The organism is Amycolatopsis sp. NPDC034160 (genome assembly GCF_055575355.1).
The window spans coordinates 1-20,996 of sequence record NZ_JBVISU010000027.1 but is presented as its reverse complement, the minus strand read 5'-3'; the positions used below and the strand labels follow the sequence as shown (position 1 = coordinate 20,996).

The window sequence follows — 20,996 nt, the reverse complement described above, 5'->3', positions numbered from 1 at the left end:
ACCACGACCGGACGGAAAAACGTCCGACTACGGTAAGCGCACCTGCTCGCGAAAGGCCCGTGCGATGAACGACACCTGGGGCATCCCCGGACCTACTTTCCTGGCGATCTATGGCGCCCTGCTGGTGTTCCCACTGCTCGTCGGTCTCCTGTGGACGATCGCGGTGAAGCTGGGCCGCAAGGCACCACGCGCCGCCGTGCGCGGACCGCAGCCGACGGTGTACGAACTCGCCTTTCTGGCGGGTGGCCCGGACCGTGTGGTCGACACGGCCATCGCGGCGCTGGTCGACCGCGGGACGCTGCGGGTCAGCAGCTCGAAGCAGCTGCAGCTGACCGGCCCCGAGCCCGCGGACCCGATCGAGAAGGCCGTCGCCAAGGGCGCGAAGCCCGGCTACAACTCCACGACCCGCGGCATACGCGACCGCCTGCGGATGTCCGGGCCGATGCAGGCGCTCGCCAAGGACCTGGAGGCGCGGGGGCTCGTGGTCGCGGACCGGGCGCCTCGGATCCGCCAGGTCGTGTTCTTCCTGTACCTCGCGGTGCTCGTCCTCGGTGTGGCGCGCCTGATCGCCGGGATCTCCGGTGACCACCCCGTCGGTTTCCTCATCCCGCTGCTGATCGCGGCCGGATTCGCGACGCTGGTCGCCCGGGCGGTCAAGAACAAGCGGTCAGGCCCACGCCCGACCGGCGAGGGCGACCGGGTCCTCCACCGGGCCAGGTCCGCCCACGGCCGGGAGCGCAAGCGCGGAGTCCCCGACACGACCGCGGTGGGCGGCACGAGTGGTGGCGCGATGATGGGCGGCGCCCTGCTCGGCGGGGCCGCCGCGGCGGTCGCGTTCGGCGGTCTCGCCTATTACCCCGACGAGGAACTGAGCGCGGCGCTGATCCCGCCTCCGGTCTCCGGTGGCTTCGGCGGTGGTTCGTCCGGCGGCGGCTCCACGTGCAGCACTGGCGGCGGGAGCTCGTGCAGCAGCGGCGGTGGTGGCGGGAGTTCCTGCGGAGGCGGCGGCTGTGGCGGCTGACGGGCCTGGCCGCCTCGGGATCGGCATCGGCTGGCGGCACGAGCTGGACCTGTCGATCGCGCGGCTGCCCGGTGTCGACTGGGTCGAGGTCGTCGCCGAGAACCTGCACGCCGGGCACCTTCCCGAAACCCTGATCGCTTTGCGCGACAAGGGAATCCCGGTCCTGCCGCACGCCGTCTCCCTGTCGCTGGGCGGGGCCGAACCGCTGGACACCGCACGCGTCGAGCAGCTCGCGGAGATCACCCGCGAGCTCGGCGCTCCGATGGCCAGCGACCATGTGTGCTTCGTGCGCGCGGGCGGCCTCGACTCGGGGCATCTGATGCCGCTCCCCCGCACGCGGGAGGCGCTTGAGGTCCTGGTGGACAACGTCAAACTGACTCAGTCCATTGTGGACGTCCCATTCGCGCTGGAGAACATCGCGGCGGTGCTGGAGTGGCCGGAGGCGGAGTTCACCGAGTCGGAGTTCCTGCGGGAGCTGACGGAGCGGACCGGCTGCCTGCTGATCGTCGACGTCGCCAACCTGTACGCCAACGCCCGCAACCTCGGCACCGATCCCGAACGGTTCCTCGACGAGATCCCGTGGGAGCGGCTGGCGTACACGCATATGGCGGGCGGCGTGGAACGCGACGGTGTCTACCACGACACGCACGCCCATCCGGTGGTCCCGGAGGTGCTGGAGTTGCTGCGCGAACTGCGGCGGCGCACCGATCCGCCCGGTGTCCTGCTGGAACGCGACGACGACTACCCGCCCGACAGCGAACTGGCGGCCGAACTGGCCGCGCTGCGGGAAGCGGTCTGGCCGTGACTTCGCCCCGGGATCGGCTCGCCGCGCGGCAGGCCGAACTGCTCAAGGCTCTCCTCGCCGGGGGTGAGGCCCCGGCGGGCTTCGCCGCGGACAGGCTCCGTATCGAAGCGAACGTCTTGCGGAACAAGCAAAGCAGGCTGGTCGCCTACCTGCGGCCCGACCTCTCGGAAGCCCTCGGTGACCGGTTCGGGACGCTGTTCCGCGAGTACGCGGCGAGCCACCCGAAGACCGACACCCTCCGCGCGAGGGCCTACGCGGACGCTTTCGGTACGTGGCTCGTGGAGCGCGGCGAGGTGCCGAAGCCCCCTGGGCGCTTGGCGAAATGGCTACGGCGCGGTTCGTGACGGGTGCGGCGGAAGAGGCCGGGGTAGTGAAGGCCTCCTTCCCTACGCTCAAGGTAGGGAAGGAGGCCTTCACGACCTTTCCTGGCTTGAGACTTCCAGTGAGCGCGCCGGCAGGTCAGTCAGACACCGGTGTTGTTCCACGACGCCGGGTCGCTGCCCGGCACGTGCGTCGCTTCTGTCCACTGTGGATTCGCCCCGGGCAGCACACCGGGCATCCTGACCCGGGTCAGCCGTCCGAGCTGGCTGTCGACGTCCTGCAGCCACTCTGTCCCGTCGAAGCCTGAGGGGCCGGGTTCCTTGCGCCCCAACGAGTGCAGCCACTGCCCGGTGCCGGCCAGCGAGGTACGGACGTGCCAGCTGCCGCCCTCGGTCATCGCCCGGCGCAGGGCGGTCATGATCGCCGCCGCGGTGAGCCAGCCGGTGGCGTGGTCGAGCGCCTGCACCGGCAGCGGTCCCGGGCCGTCGAGCCCGGCGGCCTTCCCGCCTTCGTCGGCGATCCCCGTCGCCATCTGCACCAGGCTGTCGAACCCGCGCCTGCGCGCCCACGGCCCTTCCCACCCGTAGGCCGACAGGTCCGCGACCACGATCCCCGGGTGGAGTTCGGCGAGGGTCTCCGGCGAGAAACCCTTGGCCACCAGCGATCCCGGCCGGAAACCCTGCAGGACGACGTCGGCGCGGGCGATCAGCTTCCGCAGCCGCGCGCGGCCTGCCTCGGACTCCAGATCGACGTACGCCGACCGCTTGCCCATCCCCGTGTCGACCGCCAGCGGCGGTACGGTCGGCAAGTTCGCGGAACCGACGTGCAGCACGGTCGCGCCGTGCGCGGCGAGCACCCGGCCCGCGACCGGTCCGGCGATGACGTGCGTCAGTTCCAGGACCCGCACGCCGCCCATCGGCCGGTCGGACTCGAAGAGCCGCCGGGGTTCCGACGGGCCGAGTGGCCGGATCTCGGCGACCGGCAGCGCGAACGACGCCTGCCCTTGCTTGTGCGCCAGCCACTCCTCGCGGGAGCGCAGCACGGCCGCGGCACCGCCGGCGCCGATCACCGCGGACTCGACCTCGTACTTCGACTTGGCCGCGACGACCTTCTCGAACGCCGCGCGGGTCGCGGGCACGCCGAGGCCCCAGCACACGGCGGAGACGTGACGCGGGTAGTTGCAGTGCAGCCGCACCCAGCCGTCGTTCGCGCGGTAGTCGCCGGACAGCGGCGCGCTGAACGGCACCGGCTCCCCGTCGACGCGGATGTACTGCTCGCTGTGGAACGAGGCCGCGGCGTGCCGGGTGTCGACCGAGACCCGGCCGGGCTCGATTCCCCGCACCCGCAACAGTTCCCCGGCCGCCAGCGTCGCCGCGGCGATACTCGACGTCGCCGCCTCCTCGACCCGGAAGGTCCCCGGCAGCACGGACTCGGGACCGGTGACCTCGACGGCGTCTTCGGCGAGCGTCTCGCCGGTGAGCGTGGTCCAGACGCTGGCGTCCACTAGCGCGTTCACTAGGGCAGGAGGGCGATCAGTTCGGCGGGGGCCACCTTCGTCCCGGTGTAGAACGGGATCTCCTCGCGCACGTGGAGGCGGGCCTCGGTGCCGCGCAGGTGGCGCATCAGGTCGACGATGCGGTGCAGTTCGTCGGCCTCGAAGGCCAGGATCCACTCGTAGTCGCCCAGCGCGAACGACGCGACCGTGTTGGCGCGGACGTCCGGGTAGTCGCGGGCCTCCTTGCCGTGGTCGGCGAGCATCTTGCGGCGCTCGTCGTCGGGCAGCAGGTACCACTCGTAGGACCGCACGAACGGGTAGACGCAGATGAACTTGCGGGCCTCTTCACCGGCGAGGAACGCCGGGATGTGGCTCTTGTTGAACTCCGCCGGGCGGTGCAGCGCGACCTGGCTCCACACCGGCACCGAGGCGCGGCCGAGCGGCGTGTGCCGGAAACCGCTGTAAGCAGCCTGGACCTGCTCGATCTCCTCGGCGTGCCACCAGACCATGTAGTCGGCGTCGGCCCGCAGCCCCGAGAGGTCGTAGACACCGCGGACGACGACGCCCTTGGCCTCCAGCGCGTCGAGGTACTCGGTGGTCTCCGCGGTCGCCCGCGCGCGGTCGTCACCGAGCTTGCCCTGCTCGGCCCGGAACACCGACCAGGCGGTGTAGCGGATGGTGTCATTGAGCTCGTTGTAGTTCAGCCGCGCCATACCGCCATCTTGGCACTGCCGGTGCTCAGGAGCCTTCGTGGGTCGGTGTGATCCCGGCGATGCGGCGGGCGGCCGCGTCGGCGGTGGCGATACACGCCGGGAGGCCGACGCCGTGCAGCGTCGCTCCCGCCACGGCGAGCCCCGGCACGGCCGCGACAGCGCGTTCGATCCGCTCGACGCGTACGAGATGCCCCGTGCCGTACTGCGGGAGCCCACCGCCCCAGCGGGTCACCAGGGTGTCGATCGGTTCGGCGGTGACCCCGGCCAGCCGCGCCAGATCGTCGCGGACCACGCGGACGAGTTCGTCGTCGTCGGCGTGCAGTGCTCCCGGTTCGCCGAAGCGGCCGACCGAGCCACGCACCAGCACCGGGCCTTCGCCGTACTGCGCCCACTTGCGGGAGGAGAAGGTGAAGGCCTTGGCGGCGAACGGCTTCCCGGCCGCGTCCCGCTCCCCCGCGCCGATCAGCACTCCGGACGACTCCGGCAACGCGGTCCCGGGCGGAAGCGCGAGCGCGACCACCGCCATCGACGCGAGCTCGACCTTGGCGAACACCGACGAGGCCACTCCTGCGACCCCGTCGAGCAGCCGTCGGGCCGAAGGCGCCGGGACGGCGAGAAGAACGGAGTCGGCGTCGAGGTCGTCGACCTTCCAGCCGGTGGCGGAGCGTTCGAGCGCCGTCACGGTGGTCCCGGTCCGGATCTCGGCGCGGGACAGCTCCGCGAGCCGGGCGATCAGCGTGCCGAGCCCGCCCAGCAGGGTGCCGAAGACCGGCGCCGTGCTCGGCGAGGCGGGCATGAGCGACGCGGCGCCTTCGGTGAGCGAGCGGGCGCCGCGATCGATCGCGGACGCGAGACCGGGCATGGTCGCGCGCAGCCCGAGCCCGTCCGCTCCCCCGGCGTAGACGCCGCCGAGCAGCGGATCGACGAGCCTGTCGACCAGTTCGTCGCCGAAGCGCTCGCGCAGCAGCGGGCCGAGCGGCACGTCACCGGCGGGCAGTTCCAGCGGAGACAACGAAGCCTCGGCCTCGACCAGGGCGCGCCCCTTCTCCGACAGCACCCCCGCGACCGCGTCGGCCGAGGCCGGCACACCCATGACCGTGCCCGGCGGCAGGCCGAGCACGGAACCACCGGCGTGGATCTTGGCGCGGGCCTGGGTGGGGTGGACGAGGTTTTCGCCCAGCCCGACCTCGCGGACCAGGGCGAGCGCCTCGGGACGGCGGGCGAGGAAGGCCTCCGCGCCGACGTCGTAGCGTTCACCGGCGAGCTCGACCGTGCGGAGCTTCCCGCCGAGTGACCCCGTCGCCTCGAAGACGACGATCCTGGCGTCTTCGCCGAGCAGCGTCCGCAGCCGGTACGCCGCGGTCAGTCCCGAGATACCGCCACCGACGACGGCGACCGTGCTCACGGCTGAAGCTCGTGCACCAGCCCGACCACGCGCGTCAGTACGTCGGGGTCGACCCCGGGCAGCACGCCGTGGCCGAGGTTGAAGATGTGACCGTCGGCCGCGCGGCCCTCGGCGTGAATGCGCCGGACCTCGGCCTCGAGCACCGGCCAGGACGCGTGCAGCAGCGCCGGGTCGAGGTTGCCCTGCACGACCCCGCCACCGAGCCGCCGGACGGCTTCGTCGAGCGGGATGCGCCAGTCGACGCCGACCACGTCGGCGCCCGCGTCGCGCATGGCCACCAGCAGCTCGCCGGTGCCGACACCGAAGTGGATCCGCGGCACGCCGTACGCGGCGACCGCGGACAGCACCTTCGCCGAATGCGGCAGGACGAACTCGCGGTAGTCCCGCTCCGAGAGCGCGCCCGCCCACGAGTCGAATAGCTGGATCGCGTCGGCCCCGGCGTCCAGTTGCGCGGACAGGAAGGTGATCGCCATGTCCGCCAGGCGACCGGCCAGCTCATGCCACAGCTCCGGTTCGGAGTGCATGAGCGCCTTGGTGTGCTCGTGGTTGCGGCTCGGCCCGCCCTCGATGAGATAGGAGGCCAGGGTGAACGGCGCGCCCGCGAACCCGATCAGCGGCGTCTCGCCGAGCGACCCGACCAGCAGCCGGATCCCCTCGGCGACCTGTTCCACCTGCTCCGGGTCGAGGACCGGCAGCGCCCGCACGCCCGCGGCGTCACGGATCGGCGACGCCACGACCGGGCCGGTGCCCGCGACGATGTCGATGTCGAGACCCGCCGCCTTGAGCGGGACGACGATGTCACTGAAGAGAATGGCGGCGTCGACGCCGTGACGGCGGATCGGCTGAAGGGTGATCTCCGCGAGCATCTCGGGGTCGAAGCAGGCTTCGAACATCGAGGTGCCCTCGCGCAGTGCCCGGTACTCGGGCAGCGACCGGCCCGCCTGGCGCATGAACCACACGGGGGTATGGGCCGGGCGTTCGCCGCGCGCGGCGGCCAGGAACGGCGCGCCGGGCAGGGCGCGACGGGCCGCCGGGACGATTTGCGCGGGAGAAGCAGCTGAAGGAGACATCACGGTTCATGGTGCCATGGGCGCTCAGCGGCCCTGCTCTCGGCGCGTCTGCGCCCCGAACCGGACTATCGCGTCCTACAGTCGGTTGGTGACCGCGATGACGTCAGTACCCGATCTCTTCCGTGAAGCCGTCGCGGCGTTGCAATCGGTCCGGCCCCGTCCCGAAGTGCAGCTGGAGACGATGCGCCCGCCGCAGCGCCTCGCGCCGTGGTCGTACGCGGTGAGCTGCGAGGTGGAAGGGCCCGCGGACGTGCTGGCGTCGGGACGGCTGGTGCTGCTGCACGATCCGGATGGCCAGGAAGGCTGGGACGGCGTCCTGCGGCTGGTCATGTACGTCCGCGCGGAACTCGACCGGGAACTGGCGACCGATCCGTTCTTGCCCGCCGTGGGCTGGTCGTGGCTGACCGACGCGCTGGAAAGCTCCGGCGCGGAGTGGACGGCTCTGGGCGGCACGGTCACCGAGACGTCGTCGGCCCGCTTCGGCGACATCTCCGGCCCCGCGCGCACCGACGATCTGGAACTGCGGGCGTCCTGGACGCCGACCGACGCCGCGCTGCGGCCGCACGGGCAGGCCTTCTGTCAGGTGATGGCGAGCGTCGTCGGGCTGCCTCCGGTGGGCGTGACCCTCTTCGGGCAGCGCCAGTCCTCCTGACCCTTCCTTCGTCTCCGTTCGGGCGCGTGGTGCTCATGTGGCTGGCGTGACTGGTGTGGGTCCGCGTGGTCGTGAGAGGCGATTCGGGTTCTGGCGAGTCGGGCCGCGAAGGACTCCCTAGTCCTCAAAGTTCCCCTCACCCGTCCCGGAATGCCACCACAAGCCTCAGCAGCACCACCAGCCACAACGACGGCGCGTGAAGGACCCCTTCACGCGGCTCAGCCGAGGAAACTCGACCTTCACACCTTCCCCAGTACATGAAGGCCCCCTTCACTGCGCCTAGCGCAAGGAAGGAGGCCATCCTGTACTTCGTGCGAGCGTGTGTGGTCGGGAGCGGCCACTCACCGACTCCGACACGCCGGAATCCCACTAATCGAGACATAGCATTCGGGTTATTTTGCGATCCGGGGTCAGTTAGCGCCGCTAGGAAAGCTGGCGATACTAAAGGTCCCTTGCTCCCGCCGCGCCACCCACCGTCCAGGTACGTGAAGGACCCCTTCATTGCGTCTAGCGCAAGCAAGGGGGCCTTCATGTACTCGCGAGCCCCCGCGAAGCGCCCGCAGACGCCTTCGCTTACGCCGTACGCGGGACCCCGAGAGCGTCTGTACGCCGTCGAGACCGCCTACAGGGCCATCTGGACTAGACCAGCCCCGACCAGCGAAGAGCGGGCCGAGCAGAGGTCTGGACCACCTCGTTCGTGCTACCCACAGTGTCACTGACCGCAACAAGATCAAGCGGGCGGGAAACGACCCTCGGAACACCCCGAGTCGCCTCCGGAGCGTTACCATCACGGTCACCGAGCGAAGCGATCATGACGCTCCGCGAAGTTGATCAAGCCGCATGCCGGAGGGACATTTCGCGCTCCGCCGCACCGCCGTCCGGCGGTACCGGGAAGAGGCACCGGCAGGTGCACGCCCCATCTGCACAGTCGGTTGAGCCCCGGTAACTGAAGTCCATCGCGTTCATTTGGCGATGTGTTAGCCACCGGCTGTGTACTAGCCCGATCGTGTTACTACGAACTCCCTGAGTAACTGCTGGTTTGGGATAGATACCCGTTCGATCCCCCCGCGAAGGCCTCAGGGCGGCTACAGTGCCATCGACGACACCACTTTCGGTCTAAAGCTGGCGCGGCTGAACGGCCGAAAGTCCCGGTGCCGGTCGGGGGGCACGACCGACTCCAGGGAGGTAGTGACGTGGCTACCGTCGGCATTTCTCAGGCCGTCCGATCCACGCCAGCCGGTTCATTGCCGGCGAGCATGGTTCCGCACCCGCGGGAAGAGCTTTTTTCCGTGTTGGTGGTCGATGACCACCCGCTGTTGAGGGAGGCAATCTCAGCAAGACTCGCACAGATGGGTGCGGGCACCGTCCACGAGGCCGCCACGGTGGCCGAGGCGAGGGCGCGAGCACAGGCCACTGGGCCTTGTGATCTGGCGATCCTCGATCTCGGACTGCCGGATGGCAGCGGCATCGAACTGGTTACGGAACTCCGTAGCCAGGGCTGGCCTCGAGTAGTGGTGCTCGCTTCATCAGACGACCCGTACGCGGTCAGGTCGGCGTTCCAGGCCGGCGCCCAGGCATACCTGCTCAAGTCGGCATCGCCGGTCGTAGTGACCGACGGCGTCCGCAGGGTGCTCGAGGGCGGCGTCTACGCGGACCCGAGCGTCGCACCGGTCCTGGCCACCGGCACCCGAGTCGCCGGCACCGACAACACCCCGCGCGAGCTTTCGGCGCGCGAGGTCGAGGTGCTGCAGCTCGTCGCCGACGGCCAGTCCAACAAGGAGATCGGCGAGGAACTCAGCCTCTCCGCTCTCACCGTGAAGTCTCACCTCTCCCGCATCGGGCGCAAGCTCGGCACGGGCGACCGGGCTCAGATGGTGGCGCTGGCCATGCGTGCCGGCGTGATCCGCTGACAAAGGCGAACTGCCCTGCGGGGCGGGCGGACCAGGCGCGGTCCGCTCGTCCCGTAGGGTCTTCACCTATGGAAGGCGACCGACCAGGAGCACCAGAGGCGGACTCGACGACCGGCACCGAAGCACCCGGTGCACCGGTTCTGCTACGCGAGCCCTCCGAGGGCACTCCACCGGTGATCGCCGACGCGACCGCCCTCGCCGAAGCCTGCGCGAAGATCGCGGGCGGCAGCGGGGCCATCGCGGTGGACACCGAACGCGCGTCCGGCTACCGGTACTGGCCCAAGGCCTATCTGGTGCAGCTGCGCCGCGAAGGTGCCGGCTCTTTCCTCATCGACCCCATTCCGCTCGAAGGGCAGCTCGAACCCCTCGCGGAAGTGCTCAACAACGCCGAATGGGTGCTGCACGCGGCCTCTCAGGACCTGCCGTGCCTCGCCGAACTCGACCTGCGCCCGAAGAGCCTGTTCGACACCGAACTCGCCGGACGTCTCGCCGGGTACGAGCGGGTCGCCCTCGGCACCCTCGTCGAACTCCTCCTCGGCTACCAGCTGGAGAAGGGGCACAGCGCCGCCGACTGGTCGAAGCGCCCGCTCCCGGTCGACTGGCTCAACTACGCCGCCCTCGACGTCGAGCTGCTCATCGAGCTGCGCGAGAAGCTCGAAGCCGACCTCGCCGCCCAGGGCAAGCTCGAATGGGCCCAGCAGGAATTCGAGGCCGTCCGCACCGCGCCGCCGCCCGCCCCCCGGGCCGAGCCGTGGCGCCGGACGTCGGGGGTGCACAAGATCCGCAGCGCCCGCGGCCTCGCCGCGGTGCGCGAGCTGTGGCAGGCCCGGGACGAACTCGCCCGCAAACGCGATCGGGCGCCGAGCCGGATCCTGCCCGACAGCGCGATCATCAACGCCGTCACCGCGGACCCGAAGACCGTCGACCAACTGCAGGCGCTCCCGGTGTTCAGCGGCCGGGTCCAGCGCAAGTACACCGCGAGCTGGCTGCGGCATCTGCAGAACGCCCGCTCGCTCCCGGCCGACGAGCTGCCGACCCCTGCCCAGCAGACCGACGGCCCGCCGCCGGTGAACCGCTGGTCCGACAAGGATCCCGACGCCGCCGCCCGGCTTTCGGCCGCCCGCGCCGCACTGGCCGCGATCGCCGAGGAGCGCAAGCTGCCGGTGGAGAACCTGCTGCTGCCGGAACTCGTGCGCCGCACCTGCTGGCGTCCGCCCGCCGACCTGAGCGAGGACTCGGTCGCCGAGACCCTTCACGACGGCGGCGCCCGGCCGTGGCAGATCGAGCTGACCGCGGCGGCGCTGAGCAAGGCACTGCACGCGACCGCCGCCGCCTGACCCTGCCACCGGCCGAAAGCTCACGGTGGACGGCCGGTCCAGGTGGTCGTGAGTGGCGATTCGGGTTCTAACCCGAATCGCCACTCACAACCCACCGGACCCCTCCCTACTCACCGAAGCCCTCCCCCTCAGTCCCCCAGCAAGCCCCGCGCGGAAGTGCGCAGACCGGCGTCCGGTTCCCCGAGACCGGCGAGCCTCAGGACGCTGTCCGCGCCTTCGACGGCGTGCGCTTCGACGTCCAGGTCCGGGCGGTCGCGCCGGACGATCGCGATGCTCTCGACGAGCCCGAACACCAGGTCGGTCCGGATGCCCGCGAGGTCTCCGGGGACCCCGGCCGCCGTGACGAGGGCGCCGTAGACGCGTTTGAGTTCCGCCCGCTCGGCCCGGAACCGCGCCAGCCTCGGCGAGGAGATCTCCGGGAGCAGGTACAGGGCGCCGAGGTTGTGCCGCGCGCTGCCGAGCAGGTGGATGTCCGCGTAGGCGAGCGCCCACAGCCGGACGCCGATCGGCGCGTGCACGGCCGACAGCTCGCCCGCGACGTCGAGCGACGGCCGGACGGTGTCCTCCAGCAGTGCCGCGAGAATGTCCTCTTTGGACGGAAAGTGGTAGTAGAGCGACGCCTGGCGCAGGCCGGCGCGTTCGGCGATGGCCCGCGTGGTCGTCGCCGCGTATCCGGCGCCGGTGAACAGCTCCCCCGCCGCGTCCAGTACCGCGAGCCGCGCCTCCCGCTTGCTCGCCGCCGCGCCGCTGGCCCTCGGTCTGCCCACCCCGGTCGTTTTCGTCATCTATCCGATCCTGCCATTTCTTCGCGGCGATCTTTGTTACGTCCGGCGGTCGGCTCAGGTTACCGAATCCGGTATCTGTTAACACCGCACTTACCAGGCGGAGATGAAAAGGACCCCGCATGCCCTTAATTTCGGTCAGCCGATCGAAATTCGGCCCTTCAGACAGGAGCCCTCGCAATGCCCTCCGAAGACCTTTCCGCCTTCGGGTATCGCCAAGAACTCCGTCGGACGCTCGGCGGTTTCTCGGCCTTCGCCGCCGGATTTTCCTTCGTTTCCATCCTGACCACGGTGTTCCAGCTGTTCGCCTTCGGCTATTCCTTCGGGGACACGCTGTTCTTCTGGACGTGGCCACTGGTGCTCGCCGGCCAACTGCTCGTCGCGCTCAACTTCGCCGAACTCGCCGCCCGTTTCCCGCTGGCCGGATCCGTTTACCAGTGGGCGAAACACCTGTCGCCGGGATTCGCGGGCTGGCTCGCGGGCTGGATGATGCTGGTGGGCTGTGTCGTCGCACTCGCCGCGGCCGCGATCGCGCTGCAGGTGGTGCTCCCCTCGGTCTGGGGCGGCTTCCAGCTCGTCGGCGGTGACCCGGCGGTCACGTCGCCGACCGGGGCCACCAACGCGGTCCTGCTCGGCGCCCTGCTGATCGTCTTCACCACGGCGGTCAACGCCGGTGGCGTGCGGCTCATGGCACGCATCAACGACGTCGGGGTCGCGGCCGAACTCGTCGGCGTCCTGGTGCTGATCACCGGTCTGGCGTTGTTCGCCGTCCGCGGTCCGCAGGCCGTACTCCAGCCCGCGGGCGAAAACCCGGGCGTAAGCGGAGTCCTCGCTTCCGCGCTCATGGCCGCGTACGTCCTCTACGGTTTCGACACCGCCGCTTCGGTCGCCGAGGAGACCAAGGACGCGCGCCGTACCGCACCGCGCGCCGTGCTCCGCGCGCTTTTGATCTCCGGGCTCGGCGGGCTGGCGGTCGTCCTCACCGCCCTGATGGCGGCGCCGAGCCTGACCGACGGACAGCTGACCGGGAAGGGCCTGCCGTACGTGATCACGGCCGTCTTCGGCGACACCCTCGGCCGGATCTTCCTCGCCGACGTCGCGATCGCGGTCGTCGTCTGCACCCTGACCATCCAGACCGGCACCGTCCGGCTGATCTACGCGATGGCCCGCGACGGCGCGCTTCCCGGCGCCGAGCGGCTTTCCGCGGTCAACTCCCGCACCGGCACGCCGATCGCGCCCGCGCTCCTGTCCGGGGCGCTCGCCATCGGCCTCCTGCTGGTGAACCTGGGGAATCCGACCATTTTCAGCACCATCACCGGGACTTCGGTGGTCGTGGTCTACCTCGCCTACCTCCTGGTGACCGGACCGCTGCTCCTGAGGCGCCGCCAGGGCCGGTTCACCGCCGAACCAGGCCATTTCTCCCTGGGACGATGGGCTATTCCGGTCAACGTCGCGGCAGTAGGGTACGGCGCGATGATGATCGTCAACATCGCCTGGCCACGAGCCGCGATCTACGACCTGGCGGGCACCGGCTCCGTCTGGGTCCTGTTGTTCCCGATCGAGTTCGTCGGCGCCGCGCTGCTCACCGGCTACCTCTGCTGGCGCCGCCGCTCCGCGCTCACCACGGTTCCCGTCCCCGCGACCTGAAGGAAGGTTCCATGAGCACGACATCGACCACGTACGGCGCTCGCGACCACGCCCGCGCCCAGGCGGGCACGGTGACCGAAGCGATGCCTGCCATCCCGGCGTCCACCTGGCCGGATCCGCCGCCCGGGATCGACCCGGCGAAACTGGTCTGGGCCGAGACCGTCGCCGGTGGTGGCTACACGCACAAGGTGCTGGCCCGGGGCACCGAGCTGCGATTGACCGACGTCGAGGGCGACGCCTGCGCGCATCTGCTGCTGTTCAACGCCGACCAGCCGTGGGAGCGGCTGAACGTCGCGGACACGGTGAAGGTCCAGTGGAACGCCTATCTCGGCGAAGCGATGGCGCTGCTGTCCGATCAGGCCCGCGTGCTGGCGACGGTCGTCACCGACGAGAGCGGCAAGCACGATGCCCTGTGCGGGACGTCCACTGTGGACGGCAACGTCGAGCGATACGGCGACGGCAGTCCACCAGGCGGTTCGCCGTCGGGGAACGCGCTGTTCACTCTCGCCGCGGCGAAACACGGGCTCACTTCGCGCGATCTGCCGCCGAGCCTGTCCCTCTTCCAGGGCGTCCACGTGGAAGCCGACGGCGGGCTGACGTTCACCGGCTCGGCCGGACCGGGTAAATCCGTGGTCCTGCGCACCGAACTCCCGGTCGTCGTCCTGATCGCCAACGTGGCGCATCCGCTCGACCCGCGCCCGGACTACACGGTCACCCCGCTGCGCGTCCTCGCGCAGCGCGGCGCTCCCTCCACACCGGACAGTCCTGAGTGGACGGCGACGCCGGAAGCCCAGCGTGCCTTCGAGAACACCGCCGACTACCTCACCGCCAGGGGGATCGCATGACCACGACGATCGTCTCCGACACCGAGGTCGCCGCGCGGGCCCCGTACTCCACCGTGCTCCGGCGCGGTGAGACGCTGGCCATCATCGACCTCGGCGGCAACCAGGCCGTCGACTTCCTCTGCTACGACGCCGCCGACCCGGCCAAGCGGTACAGCGCGGCTGCCACGATCGCCGCGCAGCGCAACATCTTCCTCACCACCGGCAGTGTGCTGCGCACCGGCGAGGGCGCGCCGCTGCTGACCGTCGTCGAGGACACCTGCGGGCGGCACGACACCATCGGCGGCGCGTGCAGCAAGGAGTCGAACAGCCTCCGGTACGGCCAGCACACGCGCTATCAGCACGCCTGCGTGGAGAACTTCCTCACCGAGAGCGCGAAATGGGGCCTGGGCAAACGGGATCTGGTCAGCAACGTCAACTGGTACATGAACGTCCCGGTCGAACAGGACGGCACGCTCGGCATCGTCGACGGCATCTCCGCGCCCGGTCTCGAAGTCAAGCTCCGCGCCGAAACCGACGTCCTGGTCCTGGTGTCGAACTGCCCGCAGATCAACAACCCCTGCAACGGGTTCGACCCGACGCCGGTCCGGATGATCGTCACCGGCGGTGGCGAGTGAAGCTGCTCGTCGCCAACCGGGGGGAAATCGCGGTCCGGATCCTCCGGACCGCCAAGGAGATGGGCATTCCGACGGTCGCCGTCTACTCCGACGCCGACCGTACGGCCACGCACGTACGGCTTGCCGACGAAGCCGTCCGGCTCGGTCCGGCACCGGCGAGGGAGAGTTACCTCCTCGGCGACGCCATCATCGAGGCCGCGCTGAAGACCGGAGCGGACACGATCCACCCCGGCTACGGTTTCCTGTCCGAGGACACCGCTTTCGCCAGGACGGTGGAAGCGGCCGGGATCCGGTTCGCCGGGCCCACCGCCGATCAGCTGGAGGTGTTCGGCAGCAAGCACACCGCCCGCGACAAAGCCGTCGACGCCGGTGTCCCACTGCTGCCGGGTACGGGGCTGCTGGACACGCTCGCCGACGCCGAAGCCGCGGCCGCCGAGATCGGCTACCCGGTGATGCTCAAGGCCACTGGCGGTGGCGGCGGGATCGGCATGCGCGCCTGCGCTTCGGCCGGAGAACTGCGGGAAGCGTGGGACGCCGTCCAGAGCATCGCGGCGAAGAGTTTCTCGACCTCGGGCGTGTTCCTCGAACGGCTGGTGACCCGCGCCCGGCACGTCGAGGTCCAGGTGTTCGGCGACGGTACGGGTGAGGTGCTGGCGCTGGGCACGCGGGACTGCACCCTGCAGCGGCGCAACCAGAAGGTGCTCGAAGAATGTCCCGCCCCGGGGCTTTCCGAAGCGGCACGGGAGAAACTGGTCTCGGCGGCCGTCGATCTCTGCGCGTCGGTGTGCTACCGGTCGGCGGGCACGGTCGAGTTCATCTACGACCCGGACCGGGAAGAGGCCGCCTTCCTCGAAGTGAACACGCGGCTTCAGGTCGAACATCCGGTCACCGAAGCGGTCTACGGGATCGATCTGGTCTCGTGGATGCTTCGGCTCGCCGACGGCGACACCGGGATGTTCGCCACCCCACCGGAACCACGCGGGCACGCGGTCGAAGCCCGGGTCTACGCCGAAGATCCCGCCGCCGGACACCGGCCGAGCGCCGGTCTGCTGACCCGCGCCGACTTCCCCGCCGGGGTCCGCGTCGACACCTGGGTCGAAGCCGGGACGACGGTGACCACCCACTACGACCCCTTGCTGGCCAAGGTGATCACCGTCGGCGCGGACCGGGCCGAGGCGCTGGCCACGTTGGGCACCGCGCTCACGGAAAGCCGGGTCGACGGCGTCCGCACGAACCTCGGGCAACTGCGCGCGGTCACCGCGGACGCCAGGCTGCGGGAAGTCACGCACGACACCGCGACGCTCGACACGATCACCGATCCCGAACCGCGGATCGAGGTACTGCGCGGCGGCACCATGACCACCGTGCAGGAATGGCCGGGGCGGCTGGGGTTCTGGCACGTGGGCGTGCCACCGAGCGGGCCGATGGACGACCTCTCGCTGCGGCTGGGTAATCGCGCGCTGGGCAATCCTGAAGGCACGCCGGGGATCGAGTGCACTGTGGACGGTGTATCGCTGAAGTTCACCGACGCCGCGATCGCTTGCGTCACGGGTTCTCCGTCACCGGTCACCGTGAACGGCGAGACCGTTCCGCAGTGGACACCGGTCGAGGTACCCGCGGGCGGGGTTCTCGACGTCGGCACCGGAGCCGCCGGGCTCCGCGCGTACGTCCTCGTTCGCGGAGGGATCGACGTGCCGGGTTTCCTGGGCAGCGCGGCGACGTTCACCCTGGGCGGTTTCGGCGGGCACGGCGGACGCGCGCTCACGACCGGCGACGTCCTCTCCCCCGGCCCGGAACCGGAAAACGCCGTCACGGGAGCGGTTCCCGAGGCCGAACGTCCGGTGTTCGCGACGCACTGGGAGATCGGCGCGTCCGAAGGGCCGCACGCGGCTCCGGAGTTCTTCACCCCGGACGACGTCGAAACCTTCTACGGCACCGACTGGGAAGTGCATTTCAACTCCGCGCGCACCGGTGTCCGGCTCGTCGGGCCGCGTCCCCGCTGGGCCCGGGAGGACGGCGGCGAGGCCGGACTGCACCCGTCGAACATCCACGACACGCCCTACGCGATCGGCGCCGTCGACTACACCGGCGACCTGCCGATCCTGCTGGGCCCGGACGGACCGAGCCTCGGCGGCTTCGTCTGCCCGGCGACCGTGGTGACCGGGCAGCGCTGGAAACTCGGCCAGCTGCGGCCGGGCGACACCGTGCGGTTCGTGCCAATCACGATCGAGCACGCGGGCGCGCTGCGGGCGGACCCCGCCTCCGCGGTCAAGGCGAGCCGGAAGCCGATCGACGACGGCGGGATCTTCGGTCGTCTGTCCACATCGGACGAGAACCCCGAGGTCACCTATCGGCGCAGCGGCGACGACAACCTGCTGATCGAGTACGGCCCGATGAAGCTCGACCTGGCCTTGCGGATGCGGGTCCACGCACTGGCCGACAGGCTGGCCACCGACGGACTCGACGGCGTCGTCGACCTGACGCCCGGTATCCGGTCGCTGCAGGTGCACGTCGATCCGGACGTCCTGCCGGTCTCGAAGTTGCTCGGCCTCGTCCAGGAGGTGGAGCACGATCTGCCGCGCACCGCCGATCTCGTGGTGCCGAGCCGGACCGTGCGGCTGCCGTTGTCCTGGGACGACCCGGCGACCCGCGAGGCGATCGAGCGGTACATGGCGGGTGTGCGTGACGACGCGCCGTGGTGCCCGTGGAACATCGAGTTCATCCGGCGGGTCAACGGTCTGTCCAGTGTGGACGACGTCTACCGGACGGTGTTCGACGCCGAATACCTGGTGCTGGGCCTCGGTGACGTCTATCTCGGCGCCCCGGTGGCCACTCCCCTGGACCCGCGGCACCGGCTGGTCACCACGAAGTACAATCCCGCGCGCACGTGGACCGCGGAGAACTCAGTCGGCATCGGCGGTTCGTACCTGTGCATCTACGGGATGGAAGGCCCCGGCGGTTATCAGTTCGTCGGGCGGACCGTGCAGGTGTGGAGCGGCTGGCGGCAGCGCGGGTCGTTCGAGCCGGGTTCGCCTTGGTTGCTGCGGTTCTTCGACCGGATCTCGTGGTATCCCGTTTCCGCCGAGGAACTGCTGGACCTGCGGGCGCGAAGCTCGGCGGGGGAACTGGAACTCGACATCCGCGACGGCGAATTCGCCTTGGCCGACCACGAACGGTTCCTCGCCGACAACGCCGCCGACATCGCCACGTTCCGGGCGAAGCAGAGCGCGGCGTTCGAGGCGGAACGGCAGGCGTGGGCGGCCGCGGGCGAATTCGACCCTCGTCCCGAGCCCGTAGGCGCGAAGGTCCCGAGCGCGAAGGTCGAAGCCCCGCCCGGCGGTCACGTCGTCGAAGCGCCGTTCGCCGCGACGGTGTGGCGAGTGGACGTCGAGCCGGGCAAAAAGGTGGACGCGGCGGAGACGCTGGTGATCCTCGAAGCGATGAAGACCGAGGCGCGGATTCCGGCGCCCGCCGTCGGGGAGGTCGTCGAAGTTCTCGTCTCTCCGGGTGATCAAGTGGCCCCCGGCACTCCGCTGGTGGTTCTGGGAAGGAGCGCGGGATGAATGTGCTGGAGCGGGTACGCGCCGCGTACCACCGGATCGCGCGAGTCGACCGGCCCGAGATCTGGATCGATCTGCGCCCCGAGGCCGACGTGCTCGCCGACGCCGAAAAGCTGGACGCCCGTCGCGCGGCGGGGGAACCCTTGCCGCTGTACGGCAAACTCGCCGCCGTCAAGGGGAACATCGACGTCGCCGGGCTGCCGACGACGGCGGGATGCCCCGAGTACGCCTACCGTCCGGACGAGGACGCGCCCGTGGTGGCGCGGCTGCGCGGGGCCGGGGCGCTGATCCTCGGCACGACCAACCTCGACCAGTTCGCGACCGGACTGGTCGGCACCCGCAGTCCGCACGGCGCGGTCCGGAACGCGATCGATCCGGCGTACGTTTCGGGCGGGTCGAGTTCGGGCTCGGCGGTCGCGGTGGCGCTCGGGATCGCGGACCTGGCACTGGGCACGGACACCGCCGGATCCGGCCGCGTTCCGGCGGCGTTCAACGGGATCGTCGGCCTGAAGCCGACGCGGGGACTCCTGCCGACGGCCGGTGTCGTGCCCGCCTGCGCGAGCATCGACTGCGTGACGGTGTTCGCGCGGACGGTCGACGAGGCGACGGCGGCGTTCGCTTGCCTGAGCGAGTCTCGGGACCTTCCCGTGGTCAACCGTCCCGTCCGGATCGGCGTGCCGGACGCCCTCGGCCCGCTGCGGGACGGGTGGGCCGAGGCGTTTTCCGCGGCGGCTCACGAGTTCCGCGACGCGGGCGCCGAACTGATCCCTGTCGACATGTCGGCATTCCTGGCCGCGGCGAGTCTGCTGTACGAAGGCGCCTTCGTGGCCGAGCGGTACTCGGCGGTCGGCGAGTTCATCGACACGCGCTCGGACGTGGTCGATCCGGCCGTGCGGCAGATCATCGGCGCGGCCAAGGACATCCCGGCGCACAGGCTGTTCACCGACTTGGCGACGCTCGACGACCTCAAGCGGGAGGCGGCGGTCGTTCTGTCTACTGTGGACTGCCTGCTGACGCCGACGACGACCGGGCATCCGACGATCGCCGAAGTCGAGGCCGACCCGCTCGGCGTGAACGCGCGGCTCGGCCGGTTCACGAACTCGACCAACCTGCTGGGCCTGTCGTCGCTGGCGATACCCGCCGGAACCGTCGGCCGCCTGCCGTTCGGGGTGATGCTGGTAGGCCCCGCGTACGCCGACCGGATCCTTGCCGACGTCGCCCGGCTGGTGCCGCGCCGGACGCGGATCGCCGTCGTCGGTGCTCATCTGCGCGGGCAGCCGCTGAACCACGAACTGACCTCGCGGGGTGGCCGGTTCGTCGCGGCGGGGCCGACGGCGGCCGAGTACCGGCTCTACGCGCTGGACACCGTGCCGCCCAAACCCGGCCTCGTCCGGGTCACCTCGGGCGGCGAACCGATCGAGGCCGAGGTGTGGGACCTGCCGCTCGCCGGGTTCGGCGAGTTCGTGGCGGGCGTCCCCGCGCCGCTGGCGATCGGGAAGGTGCGGCTGGCCGACGGGAGCGAGGTGTCCGGGTTCGTCTGTGAGCCTTCAGCCATCGACGGTGCCGAGGACATCACGCGGTTCGGCGGCTGGCTCGGTCACTTGGCGCGGTGATCTCCTGGCGCGGCGCGGGCCAACGAAGATGTCGTGAGTGATTTGGGTCGTGAGAACGACCCGAATCCCTCACGAGCCCACCCCTCACCAGCCGTTTTCCGGTTCGGTTGGCCTGTCAGGGCGTTCTGGGAAGAAGGTCACAAACCCTGGCGGCCTGCCGGTCGCGCGGTAACTTCGGAGTGGTGTCCACCACATTCACCGCCAGCCGCAGGACCGTGATCAGCGTGCTCGTGGCGCTGGGACTCGTCGGGATCGCGATGGTGACGCTGGGGGCCACCGGCGGTCTGCCGTTCGCCGTCAAGCCGGTGGCCGGGCAGCCGCTCGCGATCCTCGAAGAAGTCCCGGGCCCCGAGACGGGACCGACGTGCGCCGTCGACAAACGCTATGTCGACGAGGAGACCTTCGGCATGCGCCCGGACGTGATCGACGCGTGGAACGCCCTGCGCGCCAAGGCCAAAGCCCAGAACATCACGCTCTGCGTGAACGACGGCAAACGCAGCCGGGCACAGCAGCAGCGCGAGTTCGACAAGGCCGTCGAGCGGTTCGGTTCGGTGGAGCAGGCCAAGAAGTGGGCGCTGCAACCGGAGACGTCCATGCACGTCAAGGGGATCGCCGTCGACATCCAGCCGCTGAATTCGGCGTCCTGGGTGGACAAGAACGGTGGCGCGCTGGGTTGGTGCCGCCGTTACGACAACGAGAAGTGGCACTTCGAGTACGACCCGGCCTACGTCACCAACGGCTGCCCCGCCCTGCTCCCCAGCGCCACCGGCAACTGAGCACCGGCCTACGGCTGGAAGTGCGGTCCCGCGTGGGCGATTCGGGTTATTGCGGGGTAAGGCAAAGGTGTCGTGTTGCGAGCGACGTCGGCTCGCGCCGCGGCCGGATGTCCCCAATGACGCATTGGGGACACTGACCGTCTCCAACGCCACATTGGGGACATGCCGCCTCCCGATTACCTGCTCACACCGCCAGGGGTGACCAGCCTCCCCAAGCCCTCAAGGAGGTGTCGCGAAAACCGCTTCCGCAACACCAAGCCTGACGCCAGGGCATGCCAACTTTGCCTTGCCTCTCAAGATAAAGAGGGTTAGTGGGCAAAGGTGTCAAGGTCGGCCACCTATGCGGTGCGCGTTCCCGCGAAGGCGACGCCCGCTGCTCGTGTCGCGAAAGCCACTTTCAGGACATGTGATGTCCCGAAAGTGGCTTTCG

17 protein-coding genes are annotated in these 20,996 nt (G+C 70.2%); 12 read left to right on the top strand and 5 right to left on the bottom strand.

What is annotated here, in order from left to right; translation table 11 throughout:
- Positions 1-64: 64 nt before the first annotated feature.
- Genes ACZ54P_RS35220 through ACZ54P_RS35210 form a run of 3 tightly spaced genes read left to right on the top strand, consistent with a single transcriptional unit; the run spans position 65 to position 2,170 of the window.
- Entirely contained in the window at positions 65-1,021 is a 957-nt protein-coding gene (locus tag ACZ54P_RS35220; protein ID WP_465465936.1) for a TIGR04222 domain-containing membrane protein, read from the top strand.
- Positions 1,011-1,826: an MbnB/TglH/ChrH family RiPP precursor modification enzyme gene (locus ACZ54P_RS35215; protein ID WP_465465935.1), complete on the top strand. Its 816-nt coding sequence runs from the start codon at positions 1,011-1,013 to the stop codon at positions 1,824-1,826. Before ACZ54P_RS35220 ends, ACZ54P_RS35215 begins: the two co-directional genes overlap by 11 nt.
- Entirely contained in the window at positions 1,823-2,170 is a 348-nt protein-coding gene (locus ACZ54P_RS35210) for an SCO6045 C-terminal-like domain-containing protein (protein ID WP_465465934.1), read from the top strand. The genes ACZ54P_RS35215 and ACZ54P_RS35210 overlap by 4 nt, the downstream gene beginning before the upstream one ends.
- A gap of 119 nt (positions 2,171-2,289) precedes the next feature.
- Here the strand turns inward: ACZ54P_RS35210 and ACZ54P_RS35205 are convergent, their stop codons facing one another.
- Genes ACZ54P_RS35205 through hemE form a run of 4 tightly spaced genes read right to left on the bottom strand, consistent with a single transcriptional unit; the run spans position 2,290 to position 6,830 of the window.
- Positions 2,290-3,663 carry a CoA transferase gene (locus ACZ54P_RS35205; protein ID WP_465465933.1) on the bottom strand — a complete coding sequence of 458 codons (1,374 nt, stop codon included), beginning with the start codon at positions 3,661-3,663 and terminating at the stop codon, positions 2,290-2,292.
- Entirely contained in the window at positions 3,663-4,355 is a 693-nt protein-coding gene (gene hemQ, locus ACZ54P_RS35200; protein WP_465465932.1) for a hydrogen peroxide-dependent heme synthase, read from the bottom strand. Before hemQ ends, ACZ54P_RS35205 begins: the two co-directional genes overlap by 1 nt.
- A gap of 25 nt (positions 4,356-4,380) precedes the next feature.
- The gene (gene hemG / locus ACZ54P_RS35195) at positions 4,381-5,760 is read right to left on the bottom strand and encodes a protoporphyrinogen oxidase (protein ID WP_465465931.1); all 1,380 of its coding nucleotides are present in this window, start codon (positions 5,758-5,760) and stop codon (positions 4,381-4,383) included.
- Positions 5,757-6,830, bottom strand: a complete 1,074-nt coding sequence (hemE, locus tag ACZ54P_RS35190) for a uroporphyrinogen decarboxylase (protein WP_465465930.1) — start codon at positions 6,828-6,830, stop codon at positions 5,757-5,759. Before hemE ends, hemG begins: the two co-directional genes overlap by 4 nt.
- An 88-nt stretch (positions 6,831-6,918) precedes the next feature.
- Here hemE and ACZ54P_RS35185 point away from each other — a divergent pair, with 88 nt between their 5' ends.
- The 3 genes from ACZ54P_RS35185 (at position 6,919) to ACZ54P_RS35175 (ending at position 10,729) form a co-directional block, all read left to right on the top strand.
- Positions 6,919-7,482 (top strand): DUF3000 domain-containing protein, encoded by a 564-nt coding sequence (locus tag ACZ54P_RS35185; protein ID WP_037304423.1) that lies wholly within the window; start codon positions 6,919-6,921, stop codon positions 7,480-7,482.
- Between the two features lie 1,193 nt (positions 7,483-8,675).
- A complete protein-coding gene (locus tag ACZ54P_RS35180) occupies positions 8,676-9,392 on the top strand; it encodes a response regulator (protein ID WP_465465929.1) in 717 nt (238 codons plus the stop codon).
- Between the two features lie 68 nt (positions 9,393-9,460).
- The gene (locus ACZ54P_RS35175; protein ID WP_465465928.1) at positions 9,461-10,729 is read left to right on the top strand and encodes an HRDC domain-containing protein; all 1,269 of its coding nucleotides are present in this window, start codon (positions 9,461-9,463) and stop codon (positions 10,727-10,729) included.
- A 128-nt stretch (positions 10,730-10,857) separates the two neighbouring features.
- On the opposite strand, the gene ACZ54P_RS35170 is transcribed toward ACZ54P_RS35175, so the two are convergent.
- Positions 10,858-11,514: a TetR/AcrR family transcriptional regulator gene (locus ACZ54P_RS35170; protein WP_465465927.1), complete on the bottom strand. Its 657-nt coding sequence runs from the start codon at positions 11,512-11,514 to the stop codon at positions 10,858-10,860.
- 177 nt (positions 11,515-11,691) lie between these two features.
- On the opposite strand from ACZ54P_RS35170, the gene ACZ54P_RS35165 reads away from it, so the two are divergent.
- The 6 genes from ACZ54P_RS35165 to ACZ54P_RS35140 all read left to right on the top strand — a co-directional run bounded on the left by ACZ54P_RS35165 (position 11,692) and on the right by ACZ54P_RS35140 (position 20,566).
- On the top strand, positions 11,692-13,158 hold the full coding sequence (locus ACZ54P_RS35165; protein ID WP_465465926.1) for an amino acid permease: 1,467 nt from the start codon (positions 11,692-11,694) through the stop codon (positions 13,156-13,158).
- Between the two features lie 11 nt (positions 13,159-13,169).
- Positions 13,170-14,003 (top strand): urea amidolyase associated protein UAAP1, encoded by an 834-nt coding sequence (locus tag ACZ54P_RS35160; RefSeq protein WP_465465925.1) that lies wholly within the window; start codon positions 13,170-13,172, stop codon positions 14,001-14,003.
- Entirely contained in the window at positions 14,000-14,617 is a 618-nt protein-coding gene (locus ACZ54P_RS35155; protein WP_465465924.1) for an urea amidolyase associated protein UAAP2, read from the top strand. The genes ACZ54P_RS35160 and ACZ54P_RS35155 overlap by 4 nt, the downstream gene beginning before the upstream one ends.
- Positions 14,614-18,180: an urea carboxylase gene (gene uca / locus ACZ54P_RS35150; RefSeq protein ID WP_465465923.1), complete on the top strand. Its 3,567-nt coding sequence runs from the start codon at positions 14,614-14,616 to the stop codon at positions 18,178-18,180. The genes ACZ54P_RS35155 and uca overlap by 4 nt, the downstream gene beginning before the upstream one ends.
- Complete coding sequence (locus tag ACZ54P_RS35145) at positions 18,177-19,790, top strand: allophanate hydrolase (protein WP_465465922.1); 1,614 nt, start codon at positions 18,177-18,179, stop codon at positions 19,788-19,790. Before uca ends, ACZ54P_RS35145 begins: the two co-directional genes overlap by 4 nt.
- Positions 19,791-19,969: 179 nt before the next feature.
- Entirely contained in the window at positions 19,970-20,566 is a 597-nt protein-coding gene (locus ACZ54P_RS35140) for a D-alanyl-D-alanine carboxypeptidase family protein (RefSeq protein ID WP_465465921.1), read from the top strand.
- Positions 20,567-20,996: the final 430 nt, after the last annotated feature.